The sequence below is a fragment of the Salinicola sp. RZ23 genome (genome assembly GCF_003206675.1).
In the GTDB taxonomy this organism is placed as follows: domain Bacteria; phylum Pseudomonadota; class Gammaproteobacteria; order Pseudomonadales; family Halomonadaceae; genus Salinicola; species Salinicola endophyticus.
The window spans coordinates 39573-53459 of the sequence record NZ_PZJK01000009.1 but is presented as its reverse complement, the minus strand read 5'-3'; the positions used below and the strand labels follow the sequence as shown (position 1 = coordinate 53459).

At 68.4% G+C, this 13887-nt stretch carries 11 protein-coding genes; 6 read left to right on the top strand and 5 right to left on the bottom strand.

Going from position 1 to position 13887, the window contains the following annotated elements; translation table 11 throughout:
* Nucleotides 1-163: 163 nt before the first annotated feature.
* Nucleotides 164-1282: a GlxA family transcriptional regulator gene (locus tag DOM67_RS09545; RefSeq protein ID WP_110675415.1), complete on the bottom strand. Its 1119-nt coding sequence runs from the start codon at nucleotides 1280-1282 to the stop codon at nucleotides 164-166.
* 477 nt (nucleotides 1283-1759) lie between these two features.
* Between DOM67_RS09545 and efeU the strand changes: the two genes are divergently transcribed.
* The 4 genes from efeU (at nucleotide 1760) to efeO (DOM67_RS09525) (ending at nucleotide 6198) form a co-directional block, all read left to right on the top strand.
* Nucleotides 1760-2593 carry an iron uptake transporter permease EfeU gene (gene efeU / locus DOM67_RS09540; protein WP_110675414.1) on the top strand — a complete coding sequence of 278 codons (834 nt, stop codon included), beginning with the start codon at nucleotides 1760-1762 and terminating at the stop codon, nucleotides 2591-2593.
* A complete protein-coding gene (gene efeO / locus DOM67_RS09535) occupies nucleotides 2590-3825 on the top strand; it encodes an iron uptake system protein EfeO (protein ID WP_110675413.1) in 1236 nt (411 codons plus the stop codon). Before efeU ends, efeO (DOM67_RS09535) begins: the two co-directional genes overlap by 4 nt.
* 38 nt (nucleotides 3826-3863) lie before the next feature.
* Nucleotides 3864-5216: an iron uptake transporter deferrochelatase/peroxidase subunit gene (efeB, locus tag DOM67_RS09530; RefSeq protein ID WP_110675412.1), complete on the top strand. Its 1353-nt coding sequence runs from the start codon at nucleotides 3864-3866 to the stop codon at nucleotides 5214-5216.
* Nucleotides 5217-5358: 142 nt separating this feature from the next.
* Nucleotides 5359-6198, top strand: coding sequence for an iron uptake system protein EfeO (efeO, locus tag DOM67_RS09525; protein WP_110675411.1), 840 nt, complete (start codon nucleotides 5359-5361; stop codon nucleotides 6196-6198).
* Between the two features lie 75 nt (nucleotides 6199-6273).
* Here the strand turns inward: efeO (DOM67_RS09525) and DOM67_RS09520 are convergent, their stop codons facing one another.
* From DOM67_RS09520 to DOM67_RS09505, 4 genes are all read right to left on the bottom strand, one after another.
* Complete coding sequence (locus tag DOM67_RS09520) at nucleotides 6274-7536, bottom strand: DUF2254 domain-containing protein (protein WP_110675410.1); 1263 nt, start codon at nucleotides 7534-7536, stop codon at nucleotides 6274-6276.
* A 104-nt stretch (nucleotides 7537-7640) separates the two neighbouring features.
* Complete coding sequence (locus tag DOM67_RS09515; protein WP_157958831.1) at nucleotides 7641-8876, bottom strand: FAD-dependent oxidoreductase; 1236 nt, start codon at nucleotides 8874-8876, stop codon at nucleotides 7641-7643.
* A gap of 64 nt (nucleotides 8877-8940) precedes the next feature.
* Entirely contained in the window at nucleotides 8941-10290 is a 1350-nt protein-coding gene (locus DOM67_RS09510) for a TRAP transporter large permease subunit (RefSeq protein WP_110675408.1), read from the bottom strand.
* 129 nt (nucleotides 10291-10419) lie between these two features.
* On the bottom strand, nucleotides 10420-11130 hold the full coding sequence (locus DOM67_RS09505; protein WP_157958830.1) for an aspartate/glutamate racemase family protein: 711 nt from the start codon (nucleotides 11128-11130) through the stop codon (nucleotides 10420-10422).
* Nucleotides 11131-11374: 244 nt separating this feature from the next.
* On the opposite strand from DOM67_RS09505, the gene DOM67_RS09500 reads away from it, so the two are divergent.
* Nucleotides 11375-12388: a DNA topoisomerase IB gene (locus tag DOM67_RS09500; protein ID WP_110675406.1), complete on the top strand. Its 1014-nt coding sequence runs from the start codon at nucleotides 11375-11377 to the stop codon at nucleotides 12386-12388.
* An 88-nt stretch (nucleotides 12389-12476) separates the two neighbouring features.
* Nucleotides 12477-13541: a beta-propeller fold lactonase family protein gene (locus DOM67_RS09495; protein ID WP_157958829.1), complete on the top strand. Its 1065-nt coding sequence runs from the start codon at nucleotides 12477-12479 to the stop codon at nucleotides 13539-13541.
* The last annotated feature ends 346 nt before the right edge of the window (nucleotides 13542-13887 follow it).

The following is a 13887-nucleotide window of genomic DNA, read 5'->3' as shown; positions in this document are numbered from 1 at the left end:
ATGACGCCAGCCGCGACGGGTTGTCGCAGCCTATGAAAACGTACGGGGAAGGTGGGGAAAGCGCAGAAGCGAAGGGCCGGTGCCGGCGCGCCATGCAGGCGTACCGACCCGGCCCTCCACGCCCGGCCGCCAGCGCTGTCGCAGCGGCCGGGAGCGGGCCGCGCTATCTCAGCGCGATGCTGGCGTAGGTGGGCTCGCCGCGAGCGTGATTGAGGGCGACGCTGGCGCTGCTGAACTGCATCAGTGCGTCTTCCGCAGTCGGCTGGCGCAGGATCGGCTCCAGACGCCGGATCTTGACCGACTCGCCACGATCCTCCCGCGGCGGCGTACCAAAGTACTCGCGGTAGCACTTGGAGAAGTGCGGCGTGGAGACGAAGCCACAGGCCGAGGCGATCTCGATGATCGGCAGCGGGGTCTGCTTGAGCAGCTGGCGTGCCCGCGTCAGGCGCAGCTTGAGATAGTAGCGCGACGGCGAACAGTGCAGATGGCGCTGGAACAGGCGCTCGAGCTGGCGCCGCGAGACATCGACATAGCTGGCCAGCTCGTCGAGCTCGATCGGCTCCTCGATATTGGCCTCCATCAGCGCCACGATCTCCAGCAGCTTGGGCTGGGTGGTCCCGAGGACATGCTTGAGCGGCACCCGCTGCTGGTCCTCTTCGCCGCGCACGCGCTCGCAGATGAACATCTCCGAGATCGCCGCCGACAGCTCGCGGCCGTGATCGCGGCCGATCAGGTTGAGCATCATGTCCAGCGGCGCGGTGCCGCCGGAAGCGGTGAAGCGGTCGCGGTCGATCGAGAACAGACGCGTGCTCCAGGCGGTGCGCGGATAGGCCTCCTGCATCGCCGCCAGACACTCCCAGTGGATGCTCGACTCGTAGCCATCCAGCAGACCGGCCTGGGCCAGCGCCCAGCTGCCGGTGCACACCGAGCCGACACGCCGCAGCGTGCGCCCGCGGCTCTGCAGCCAGTTCAGCAGCGCCGGCGACACCGCGCGCTGCGGCGCCACACCGCCGCACACCACCAGCCAGTCGAGGTTCAAGGGCGCCTGGGTGCTGGCATCGGGGGTTACCTGCATGCCATCACTGGCACGCACCGGCGCGCCGTCCAGGGTGATGATGTACCACCGGTAGAGCTCGCGACCGGCCAGCTGGTTGGCCATGCGCAGGGGTTCGATCGCCGACGCCAGGGAGATCAGGGTGAAGTTGTCCAGCAACAGGAAGCCGAGGGTCTGGGGCTCGGATACGCCGAGGTCCCGCTCACGAGAAACGGAAGAAATCGCCATGTCAGGTTACTCCATCACAATGTCAGGTGGTTGTTGTTATCGCGCGTCCCTGGCGTCGGTCGCTCCTTCAGGCGCATCGCACCGTCTGCCTGGCTCGGCGGTAGCCCTGAGGAGATGCTGAAGCTGGCCGTATCTTTGCACTTCCTGGATCGTTTTTCGGCCTTGAATCGACTCTAAATCGTGTGACAACGCGACGCATGCTTTTTTATCTGTCTGCGACAACATAACCGCCCACAGGACGAAAGGTGTCGCTTCTGGAACACTTTCTGCGCCATGAGCGCAGTCGAGGTCGCTCTCGGGCTCCCGATCACGCCACACCCCCTGCTCTCAGCGTCGATATTGCCCGCCGCCAGCCAGCGTCCGCTTGCGCAACCGGCAACAAACTGTTACCTCATGAATTTGAAAACAAGTATCATTCGCGCAACGAAGTGTTTCTCTCTTATCATTCGTCCTCTTCACCCGCGTCAGGTTCGACTCATGCTCATCCCTTTTCTCATCATGCTGCGTGAAGGCCTCGAGGCCGCGCTGATCGTCGGCATCATCGCCACCTATCTGCATCAGACCCAACGCCAGGCCTGGATGCCTGCCGTCTGGACCGGCATCTTCCTGGCCGTGGCACTGGCCCTGCTGGTGGGTGCCGGCCTGCAGTTCGCCAGTGCCGAATTCCCCCAGCGCCAGCAGGAGCTGTTCGAAGCCGTGGTCGGGCTGCTCGCGGTGGGCATGCTGACCTGGATGGTGCTGTGGATGCGCCGCGCCGCCGCTGGCATGAAACGCGACCTGACCTCGGCGCTCGATCACGCCTTCAGTGGCAGAAGTCACACCTGGGCGCTGATCGGCATGGTCTTCCTGGCGGTGGCGAGAGAGGGGTTGGAGTCGATCTTCTTTCTCCTGGCGGTGTTTCAGCAGAGCACGAGCAGTGCCGCCCCGCTGGGTGCGCTGCTGGGTATCGCCGTCGCGGTGATTGCGGGCCTGGCGATCTACCGCGGCAGCCTGCGCCTGCCGCTGGGCCACTTCTTCCGCGCCACCGGGGTCTTCATCCTGCTGGTCGCCGCCGGGCTGCTCGCCGGCTCGGTGCGCGCGCTGCACGAGGCGGGGCTGTGGAACCACGCCCAGCAGGTGGTGTTCGATCTCAGCAACGTGCTGCCGCTGGACACCCCGCTGGGTTCGCTGTTCGCCGGAATCTTCGGCTATCAGCCGGCGCCCACCCTGAGTGAGGTCGTCGCCTACCTGGGCTATCTGCTGATCGCCCTGTGGCTGTTACGCCCGCGGCGCGAGACGCACACCGCAGCCACCGCGGGGAGCCAGGGATGAACTCGACCCACGCCACCCCGAGCAACGCCCACCACGCTCCCTCGCCGCGCCTGATGCGCCTGGGCCTGGTGGCCTCGTTTCTACTCATGCTGATCGCATTCGGGGTGTTCGCGCTGTCGCTGCGCGCCGTCGAGAGCGGCAGCGATGACGGCACGCTGATCGAGATCGGCGCCAGGGGCTGCCAGCCGTCACGGGTCGAGGTGCCCGCCGGCGAGCGCACCTTCACCATCGTCAACCGCTCGGACCGTGCCATCGAGTGGGAGGTGATCGACGGCGTCATGGTACTGGCCGAGCGCGAGAACATCGCCCCCGGGATGCGCCAGCCGCTGCGTGTCGACCTGGCACCGGGCGACTACGCCATGACCTGCGGTCTGCTGAGCAACCCCCACGGCGAGCTGCATGTGACGCCGAACGGCAATGCCGCCCCGGCCCGGGCGCTGGCCGCGCACGACTTCGTCGGCGCGCGGGCCGAGCTGCGCGTCTACACCACGCTGCAGATGCGCAAGCTCGAGCGCGCCAGTGCGGCGCTCGCGCAGGCGATCAACGCCGGCGACCTGACGGCGGCGCGCACGGCCTATCTCCAGGCGCGCCGCATCGACCAGCGCCTGGCGATGCCGATCGGCCTGTTCGGCGATCTCGACCAGCGCCTCAACGCCCCCGCCGACTATTACGCCGGGCGCGAGAAGGACCCGGATTTCGGCGGCTTCCCACGGCTGGCTCAGGGATTGTTCAGCGCTGGCTCCACCGCCGGGCTGGCGCCGGTGGCCAAGCAACTGATGGCGGATCTCGATGTCCTCTCCCAGCGCCTCGCCCAGGCCTCGGTGCCGCCGGCGCAGCTGGCCAACGGCAGCGCCCGCGCGCTGCAGACCTGGCATGACCGCGCCACCGACGGCGAGATGACGCCACTGGCGCTCAATGACCTGGCCGGTATCACCGAGGGCAGTGCCAAGATCGTGACGCTGATCGACCCGCTGCTGGCCCGTCAGGCGCCGGCACTCCAGCGCCAGCTCGATCAGGCCCTGTCCGCTCTGCAGCAGTCTCTGGCCGAAGCCGCGCAGCCAGGGGCCGATGGCACCACGTCGACAGCCGAGTCGGCGGCCCCCGATGCGCCCCAGGCGCTGCTCGACGCCGGCGCAGTACCTGCCGCCACCGCACAGCGTCTGCTCGCGAACAGCGAGGCGCTGGCCAAGGCGCTGGCGGCCGTCAACCACGCGCTCGCCCTGAGCGGATGAGTTCATCGTCAATCGTTACCGTATAGGGTCAAACAGCCATGAGTGATCAGCCATCTTCCCGCTGCCCGTTTGGATTCTCTACCCATAGCGACACCCGCCTGGACCGCCGCGGCTTCCTCCGCGGCGCCGGGGTCACCGGCCTCGGCCTGGGACTCGCGGGCCTCTGCCCCGGCCAGGCGCTGGCCGAGCCGGCCAAGGCGGACGCCGCCGGCCACACCCAGCGCAGTGCAGAAGTCACCAGCGCCCCGCTGACCCAGGACCCCGAACTCACCTACCCTTTCCATGGCCCGCATCAGCAGGGGATCACCACGCCGCGCCAGGCCAGCGGCATGCTGGTCTCCTTCGACGTGCTGGCGCGCGATCGCGAGGGACTGGATACACTGCTGCGCACGCTGACCACGCGTATCGCCTTTCTGACCCAGGGCGGCGCCTACCCCCAGCGCGACCCACGCTTCCCGCCGCCCGACTCCGGCATCCTCGGCCCGCGTATCCCCCCCGACGGCCTGAGCGTGACCGTGGCGCTGGGCGCTTCGCTGTTCGACGACCGCTTCGGCCTCGCCCCCGCCCGGCCCCGACATCTCGAGCGCATGCAGGGGTTTCCCAACGACGCCCTCGATGCCGCCCGCTGCCACGGCGACCTGGCGCTGCAGATCTGCGCCAACACCCTCGATACCGCCTATCACGCGCTGCGCGACATCATCAAGCACACCCCCGGAAGCCTGCTGGTGCGCTGGAAACAGGAGGGCAACGTGCCGCTGCTGCCGCCCTCACCGGGAGACATCGACGGTAGCGCGCGCAATTTCCTCGGCTTCCGCGACGGTACCGCCAACCCCAGTGCCCAGGACCCGGCACTGATGGACGAGCTGATCTGGGTCGACCCACAGCGCGACGAGCCCGACTGGGCGGTGGGCGGCAGCTACATGGCGGTGCGCATCATCCGCAACTACGTGGAGCGCTGGGATCGCACCCCGCTGGGTGAACAGGAGGCGATCTTCGGCCGCGAGAAGATGAGCGGTGCGCCGCTCTCCGGCGGGGTCGAGCAGGACGTGCCGGATTACGCCAGCGACCCAGAAGGCAAGATCACCCCGCTCGATGCCCATATCCGCCTGGCCAACCCGCGCACCCCGGCGACCGAGAAGAACCGTATCCTGCGCCGCCCGTTCAACTACTCCAACGGGGTCGAGCCCAACGGCCAGCTCGACATGGGGCTCCTGTTCATCTGCTTCCAGGCGGATCTGCAGGAGGGCTTCATCACGGTGCAGAAGCGCCTGGATGGCGAACCGCTGGAGGAGTACATCAAGCCGGTCGGCGGTGGCTACTTCTTCGTGCTGCCCGGCGCGCGGGATGAGCAGGACTACCTGGGGCGCGGGCTGATGGCAGCCACCGCCTGAGGGGGCTCGTACCCTCGCGGACAAGGCCCGCAAAGACGGGCCCAGGCCAGGACCACACGACTAGCAACACGGCATCGACCCGACGCTGCCCCAGGTAGTGTCCAGACAATCCTCACCACGGATCATCGAAAGGAGCTTCACCATGCAACCGCTCTCCCGCTGGATCAGTGTCAGCGCCCTGGCGCTGATGGCGCTCAACGCCCCCGCCCAGGCCGCCGTCCCCGCCGATGCGCTGGTCGGTCCGATCGCCGAGTACAAGCTCTACGTACTCGACAATCTGGAACAGTTGGTCGCCCATACCCGCGAGTTCACCCAGGCGATCGAACAGGGCAACCTGGACAAGGCCCAGGCGCTGTATGCCCCCACCCGCGTCTACTACGAGCGCATCGAGCCGATCGCCGAGATGTTCGCCGACCTCGACGCCAGCATCGATGCGCGTGAGGACGACTATGAGCACGGCGTCAAGGACCCCGACTTCACCGGCTTCCACCGCCTCGAGTATGGCCTCTTCAAGGCCCAAAGCACCCAAGGGCTCGCTCCCTACGCCAAGGGGCTGATGCAAGACGTCGACGATCTCGACCAGCGTGTGCAAGGGCTCACCTTCCCGCCCTCGACCGTGGTGGGTGGCGCCGCGGCGCTGATGGAGGAGGTCGCGGCGACCAAGGTCTCCGGTGAAGAGGACCGCTACAGCCGCAGCGACCTGTGGGACTTCCAGGCCAACGTGGATGGCGCCCAGGAGATCTTCGAGCTGTTCAAGCCGCTGGCCGCCGAGGAAGACGCCGGCTTCGTCAAGCGCGTGCAGGGCAACTTCGATGACGTCGAGGCGATCCTGGCCGACTACCGGGTCGATCCCCAGGATCCCAAGAAGGGCTTCGTCTCCTACGACAAGGTCAGCGACGCCGACCGCCGCGCCCTGACCGGCCCGGTCAACGTGCTGGCGGAGGATCTGTCGACCCTGCGTGGGCTGCTCGGCCTCAACTGAACCACCACGGCCGCGGCCGGCGCCCCCGCCCGAAGGGCAGACCGGGCGCCGGTTCGCGGCCCTGGATATCGAGTATCAGGTGTAACGGGCGGGCTCGGGGTCGAGCAGCGCCTTCACCCTGGCCCTGTCCGCCTCCAGCGGCATGGCGTGCTCGCAGCGCGCCACCAGCAGCTGCATATGCTCCCGCGCCAGCGCCTGAATCCGCACATCCCCCGCCACCGCCAGCGCACGCAGCGCCTTCTGCAGACGGATGCAGACCTCCACGCTACCGGCACCATCCCGCGCCACCGGGGTGAAGAAGTCATCGAACAGATCCTGGGTCGACAGCGCCTCGACATGCACGTGGCGGACCGGCGACTCGGGCTCGCCGATGCCACCCGTGGCGTGTTCGACCCAGGGCGTCAGCGTCCGCACCGCACAGCCAATCGCATCGATCGCGGTACCGGGGTCGTTGATGCCCGGCGAGAGCGCGCGCGAGGCGACCTCGGCCATCACGATCAGGCCAAAGCGCGGGTCCTGGTCGAAGTGGCGCAACGGGCCGATGGTGAAGGCGGCCTGGATCGCGTCGATGCGCGCCTCGTCGAGTTTGGCGCTGGCGGCCAGCACGGCGTGGCGATCGACGAAGCTGCCCGGCAGCACCTGCACATAGATCGCCTCCCCGGCGTCCTCGACCAGGCTACCGAGATGCGCGGTATCGATATGCTGCACATAGCCCACCTGCCCCGCCCGCACCGTGCTCAGCCCCGAGGGCAGCACGGCGGGCATCGCTTCGCCACCGAGATAGGGGTTTTCGATGCGTGCACCGAGAGCGGCGCTGGCCGCGCTTTCGACCTTGCCGATAGTGTCGCGCACTCGCCCCAGACGGGTGAGGTAGCCGGCCCACTTGATCAGTTGATAGACCACCAGCACGATCACCACCAGGGTGGCGGCGAACAGCAACGTGCGCCCGTCGGCGTCGTAGATCCCGGCGGCCAGCGCGACGATCCCCACCAGACTGAACAGAAAGGCGCCGATGAAGGTGGCCAGGGTGTTCTGGGTCACCCGATCCTCGATCAGCAGCAGCGTCGCCCGCGGGCTGACGTTGCTGGTCGCCGAGCCGTAGGCGGTGACCATGGCGCTGAGCGAGAAGGTGGTCACCGCGAGCATGCTCGAGGCGATGATGTCGAGGATGCTGTCGACCGCCCTGGCGCCGATGGTGAAGACCTCGGGCAGCGCCAGCCACGGCGTCGCCACCCAGGCGATCAGCGCAGTTACCACCCCGGCCAGCGAATAGAGGGATGCTCGATACCACAGCGAGCGGTGCATCCGCCGCCAGACCCACTGAAACCGCCCGATCATGCGCTGCCACTCCCTGGTATCGCCGTTCTGCGGACACGGCTGTCCGCTTGGCCTGCGGCCAGCCCTATCGCGCTCGCCGTTAGCTCATAGCGTAGCCGAGAGCGCTAGACGAAGCGCGCCGGACTGAAGGCACCGCGCTGGGGATCCTCACGGCCGCGCAGGATATCGTCGGCCAGCCACTCGCCGCTGACCGCCCCCGTCGACAGCCCGATATGGCCGTGGCCGAAGGCGAACCAGAGACCGGGGTGGCGCGGCGCGGCACCGATCATCGGCAGCCCGTCCGGCAGCGAGGGGCGACGGCCCAGCCAGGGCTCCCCCTGGGCCTCGCCCAGCGCCAGCACCTGGCGGACCCGCGGCAGCACCCGCTGGAGCTGGCGCGGCGTCGGCTTGCGGTCGCGGGCGTCGAACTCGATCCCGGTGAGCACGCGCACCCCACCGTTCATGGGTGTGCACACGAAGGCTCCCTCGACGTCGTGGAACGGCATCGCCAGCCCCTGGCCGGCGCCAAGGGTGAACTCCTGGTGATAGCCGCGCTCGAACGCCAGCGGCGGGCGATAGCCCAAGGGTGCCACCAGCTCCCGCGACCAGGGCCCGGCACAGACGGCCACCTGGGCGTAGCGGGTGTCACCGCCCTGCAGCCGAAAGCCCCCGGCCACCGGTTCGATGCCTGCCACGCTGGCGCACTGCCAGCGCCCGCCGCGGGCCAGGAAAAGGTCGCGATAGCGCGCTACCAGCGCCCCGGGTGAATCCACATAGGCGGTCTCGGGAATGCGCAGTCCCAGGGTGTAGTGACGCGAGGCGCCGTCGAAGACCTGATCCAGCGCCGTCCCGGTGAGAGGCTCGTAGGCGACCTCGTTGGCGTCCCAGAGCTGGCACTCCAGGCTCACCCGTTCACGCGCCTGCGGGTGGCGGTAGAGCTTGGTCCAGCCGGTTTCGTGGAACAGCGACTCGGCGCCCGCCTCCCGTGCCCAGTGCCGGTGTGCCGCGAGCGCGGGCCGGATCAGGCGCGCCAGCGAGGCGGTACGGCTGGCCACCGATTCCGCCTGGCAACCCCGCATGAAGCGCAGTAGCCAGGGGGTGGCCCGCGGCAGAAAGGCTGGCGCAATGCGCAGCGCCGGGTCGCGGTTGAGCAGATAGCGCGGCACCTTGCCGAGTAGCCCGGGGATATTGAGCGGAATGACCGAGGCCTGGGTGATCACGCCGGCGTTGCCGTAGGAGGTCATCTCCCGCGAGGTCTCGGGGGCGACCAGGGTCACCGCGAAACCACGCTGCTGCAGCGAGAGCGCGGTACAGAGGCCGACGATACCGCCGCCGATCACCGCGATTGTGCGTGTGTTCATCGTTCGCTCCGTCGCCTCATCCCGCCTGTCCGCTGGCGCCCCCATCCCATCCTACGCATCGTCTCTACCCCATGAACCAGAACGCGAACCCGACCAGGGTGAAGTAGATCGTCACCGGCAGCGCCATCAGCATGGTCTTCACCGGGTCGACCTTGACCCCCACGATACCGCCCACCAGCCCCGTCACCACGAAGGTGGTCAGCCCCACCGGCGGCATCGACTGCCCGGCCATGGCCAGATGCGCCGCGCCCACCGCCACATGGGTCGGATCATTGCCGAGATGGGTCAGCGCCGGTGCCATCATGCTCACGATCATGGTCTGGGAGGTGGTCTGCGAGCCGGTGAGCATGCCCACGGCGATCGTCGCCAACCCACCGGCGGCGGCCATCCAGTGGGCTGCCAGGTGGGCGGTGGCCTGCTGCACCAGGTCGATCAGGCCAGCCTGGTAGAACACCCCCACCATGACCCCGGCGCAGAGCTGGATCTGCACCGTCTTGGCGACGTTCTTCAGGCCCGAGGAGACCACCGCCCCGGCCTGCTGGCGCACCGCGCGGAAGGCGAAACTCACCGCCAGGGCCACGATCACCGCCATCACCACCCGGAACGCCAGCCCCTTGACGATGGGAATGCCCTTGAGCCAGGCGACCAGCTCGGCCAGCCCCGGGGTGCGCTCGAACACGTTGAAGCCGAGCGAGGCGGCGATCACGATCACCAGCAGCACCGCCATCGGAATCAGCGTGCGCCAGCGCTGCCCGAGCACCCGCAGCAGCGGCTCGGGGGCCGTCAGCAGCGCAGCCGAGGTGTGCCCCCGCGCCAGCCAGGCGCCGACGAACATCGCCAGTACCACGCTGACACTCATGGTGGCGTAGGCCCAGCCCAGGATCTGGCCCGGCTCGATACCGGTCAGCGATGCCGCCAGAAAGAACGATTGCGAGATCGGCGGCATGCCGGAGCCGATCACCGCCCCCATCACGATAATCACCGCGATGCGCTCACCGCTCAGCTTGAGCGAGACCAGCGTCGGCACCACCAGCAAGCCGATCACGGTCGCCGCAGCGATGGCATCACCCAGCAGCGAGCCGCTCAGCACCAGGGTCAGGATCACCGCACACACCAGGCCCGTGGTCGAGCGTCCGAACAGCGCGCGAAAGCCATCCAGGGCAGTCTGCATGGCACCGATGCGCACCTGCGCCTCGGCGTAGAGGCTGCCGAAGATCGACAGCATGATGACCCAGGAGAGCTTGTCGATGCCGCTGATGGCAGCGGCGATCATTGCCATCGGCCCCAGGCCGCCGAGCAGCGCGGCGGCCAGCGCCGCGGCCAGCAGCCCCAGCATGACATTGCCGCCGATACGCGGGATCGGCAGCAGAATGATGGCGAACAGAAGGGCCATCGGGATGAGTACCAGCCACATGGCGAAAGCATCCTTTTATTGTTGGGAAGTCTGGTGCGAAGTCGGTAGTGCCAGGCAGGGCCTCGGCGCACAGCGCGGTGTCGACGTGGCCCGAGACAGTGGGCGCTGGCGCCAAGGCGCGCGAACGGCTCATGCCGCGTCACCCCGCCGTGCCAGGGTAATGGCGTCGTGGATGTCGTAGACCGGCAGCTCGAGCGCCGCCGCCAGCCGCTGCCGGTAGGGCGACAGATTGGTGCACTCGAGCAGCAGCGCCGTCATGTCGGGCTGGCGCCGGTGCAGCGCCAGCGCCGCCTCGACCACCTCCTGCGCCACCTGCTCGGCGTCCCACTGCGGGCGGTCATAGCGGATGGTGGGATAGAAGTGGGCGCTGTGCTGCAGGCCGTGGATGACACAGCCCTCGCGCCAGAAACGGCCGAAGTGGGCCTGGCTCAAGGTATCGGCATCGAAGGTGAGGATACCGATCGGCCCCTCGGCGGCATGTCGCGCGTGCAGCCACGGCAGCAGATTGAGCGCCGAGGAGACCAGCGGCACCGGCAGCCGCGCCTGCAGGCGATCGTGAATGGCGCAGACGAACCCACAGGAGGTCGCCAGGCAGTCGACGCCCTCGTCGATCAACTGCTGGCCAACGCTGACGAAGGCGGCCACCACCGGCTCGGCGATCTGTGCACTGACCACGGCGGGCACACTGGCCGCGGCCACGGTCACATGGCGTACCGGATACGCGAAACTGGCGGGATTGCCGATATCGCCGAGCGGGCGCGGAAATCGCGTCGCGAGCATCATCACCCCGAGACGGAATTCGCCACCCTCGCTGGGCGTCTGGGACACAGCCTCTGGCACCGCTACTCAGCTCCTGACCGAATACGGCGCTCAGGCCGCGACGTGTCCGAGACTACCCCACACGGCGGCGATTACCCAGCCCCGACGGCACGCGGCCCGGCTCATCCGCCGATGCCGACACTATCCCTTCAGATACCGAGCGCGCCGACGCCGACTATCCTGTAATCAGCGCAGCGGTGTGGCCGACAGGGAGTCGGCGCCACCCGCTACCCTCCGCCCTCGTCACCGGCAAAAGGAGCTTGCCATGTCCCGCTCGACCCCGCGGCGCGTCACCCGCCACCGCTGCGGCAAAGGCTTCACCTATCGCACCCCCGACGGCACCACCCTCAAGGACAAGCGCTGGCGCGAATGGATCGCCGGACTCGCCATCCCGCCGGCGTGGCAAGAGGTGGAGGTGATTCTCGACAAGCGCCACCGCATCCATGCCACCGGCCGCGACAGCGCCGGGCGCAAGCAGTACATCTACAACGCCGCCTGGCGCGAGCAGCGCGAGTTCGAGAAGTTCGACCGCATGGTCGAGTTCGCCAGCCGACTGACCCGCATGCGCCGGGTCACCGGGCAGCACCTGACCCTCGACGGCATGCCCCGCGACAAGGTGCTGGCGTGCATGGTGCGCCTGATCGACAGCGCCTACTTTCGTCCCGGCAGCGAGCGCTACCGTCAGGAGAACGACTCCTACGGGCTCACCACCATGCGCTCCAGGCATCTCACCATCGAGGGGGACGAACTGATCTTCGACTATCAGGGCAAGAGCGGCCAGCAGCAGCACCGGGTGGTCGAGGATGGGCGCCTGGCGGCAATCGTCGCCGAGCTCGACGATATTCCCGGCTACGAGATCTTCAAGTACTTCGACGACGCCGGCCACAAGACCCGCGTCGACAGCCACGATCTCAACGACTATATCCACCAGGTGATGGGCGAGCGCTTCAGCGCCAAGGACTTCCGCACCTGGGCGGGCACCTCGATCGCCGCCCTGGCCCTCGACGAGCTGGGCCTGGGCGAGGATGACCAGAGCAGCGAGAAGAACGTGCGCGAGGCGGTGGCGCGCGTGGCCGAGCGGCTCGGCAACACCCCCAGTATCGCCAAGGCGAGCTATATCGACCCGCGGGTAGTGGAGAGCTATCTGGATGGACGCACGCTGTCGCACTTCCGTCAGCTGGTCGACGCCGAGCTGGAACAGGCCGAGGCGCTGACCAGCCCCGACGAGCGTGCCATTCTCCAGCTGCTGCGCAGCCGCCTGAAGCGGGAAGGGGCGTGAGCGCCCTGCCCCCGCCGAGTCGCCAATCGACGCCGAGGCACGTGCGATGCTAAAACAAGAACCCTTTTCGCCCACTCGAGGAGCGCGCATGTCGTCATCCGATTTCGATACCGTCGTCTACGTGGCCAACGCCGGCGACGGCACCATCGGCAGCTATCGCCTGCACCGGGAGCATGGCCGGCTCGAGCCGCTCGCCACCACGCCGGCCGCGGAGAACGTGATGCCGCTGGCGCTGAGCCCGGATCGCCGCTTCCTGTACGCTGCCATCCGCAGCCAGCCGCTGCGCGTGCTGAGCTACCGGATCGAAGACGACGGCGCGCTCACGCCGCTGGGCAGCGGCCGCCTCGAGGGCAGCATGGCGTATATCTCGACCGACCGCAGCGGGCGCCATCTGCTCGCCGCCTCCTACGGCGACAGTGTGGTCAGCGTCAGCCCGATCGGTGCCGACGGCGTGGTCGGCGACGTCACCCAGACCTGCCCCACCGGCAGCAACGCCCACGCCATCCTCGCCACCCCGGATGACCGCCATGTCCTCGCCACCAATCTCGGCGACGACCGCCTGGCGCAGTTCCGCTTCGATGGCCAACTGAGCGCCAACACCCCGGACGCCGCCGCCACCGACCCCGACGTCGGCCCGCGTCATTTCGTGTTCTCTCCCTGCGGGCGCTTCGTCTACGTCCTCGGCGAGTTCGATGCCAGCGTCACCACCTTCGCCCTGGATGCCGACAGCGGCACCCTGAGCCGGCGCTCGGTGTGTGCCGGCCTGCCGCCGGAGAGCGAACTGACCCGCGGCATGCCGCGCGAGGAGATTCCCGACGGCGACGACACCCCGCGGATCTGGGCCGCAGACCTGCATATCAGTCCCGATGGCCGCCACCTCTATCTCTCGGAGCGCACCACCAGCACCCTGAGTACCCTGCGCGCGGACCCCGAGACCGGTAGCCTGACCTTCGTCGCCAATCAGGCCACGGTGGCCCAGCCGCGCGGTTTCGAGATCGACCCCCAGGGCGAGTTCCTGGTGGTCGCCGGCGAGCGCAGCGATCATCTCGCGCTCTACCGGGTGGATGCCGCCAGCGGCGAGCTCAGCCATGCCAGCGACGCCCCGGCCGGCACCAAGGCCAATTGGGTCGAGATCGTCACCCTGCCGCGCTGAGGTGAAACCGGGAGATCGCCCGGGCGCCGCACAGGCCGCCCAGGGGCTGCGAGGGCGCGCCAGGCGTGCCTCGCAGCCGCCGCCCTGGCGCACCCGTGTGAATGCGTCCTTCATCGGGCGCTGGTATACTCTGCCCCGATCCGCCAGGTTGTCGACAACTCATGCACGGCCCCACGCTCATCACCCCGGGGCGCGCATCGACAGCCGAGGCCGCCGATTTTACGCGCGTGGCATCGTCCGTATCGCGATGCCGGGTGCCTCGACGGGCTCTGGATCGCAGCGTAGCCGGCGCTCCCGCCCGCGCTCGACACCCCGTGCCATCGCCAACGTGCAATCGCCAAAGAGA

Coding starts and splice junctions, on each gene's coding strand:
- DOM67_RS09545 (WP_110675415.1), bottom strand. CDS start 1,282: ATGGCGATTTCTTCCGTTTCTCGTGAGCGGGACCTCGGCGTATCCGAG.
- efeU (WP_110675414.1), top strand. CDS start 1,760: ATGCTCATCCCTTTTCTCATCATGCTGCGTGAAGGCCTCGAGGCCGCG.
- efeO (WP_110675413.1), top strand. CDS start 2,590: ATGAACTCGACCCACGCCACCCCGAGCAACGCCCACCACGCTCCCTCG.
- efeB (WP_110675412.1), top strand. CDS start 3,864: ATGAGTGATCAGCCATCTTCCCGCTGCCCGTTTGGATTCTCTACCCAT.
- efeO (WP_110675411.1), top strand. CDS start 5,359: ATGCAACCGCTCTCCCGCTGGATCAGTGTCAGCGCCCTGGCGCTGATG.
- DOM67_RS09520 (WP_110675410.1), bottom strand. CDS start 7,536: ATGATCGGGCGGTTTCAGTGGGTCTGGCGGCGGATGCACCGCTCGCTG.
- DOM67_RS09515 (WP_157958831.1), bottom strand. CDS start 8,876: ATGAACACACGCACAATCGCGGTGATCGGCGGCGGTATCGTCGGCCTC.
- DOM67_RS09510 (WP_110675408.1), bottom strand. CDS start 10,290: ATGTGGCTGGTACTCATCCCGATGGCCCTTCTGTTCGCCATCATTCTG.
- DOM67_RS09500 (WP_110675406.1), top strand. CDS start 11,375: ATGTCCCGCTCGACCCCGCGGCGCGTCACCCGCCACCGCTGCGGCAAA.
- DOM67_RS09495 (WP_157958829.1), top strand. CDS start 12,477: ATGTCGTCATCCGATTTCGATACCGTCGTCTACGTGGCCAACGCCGGC.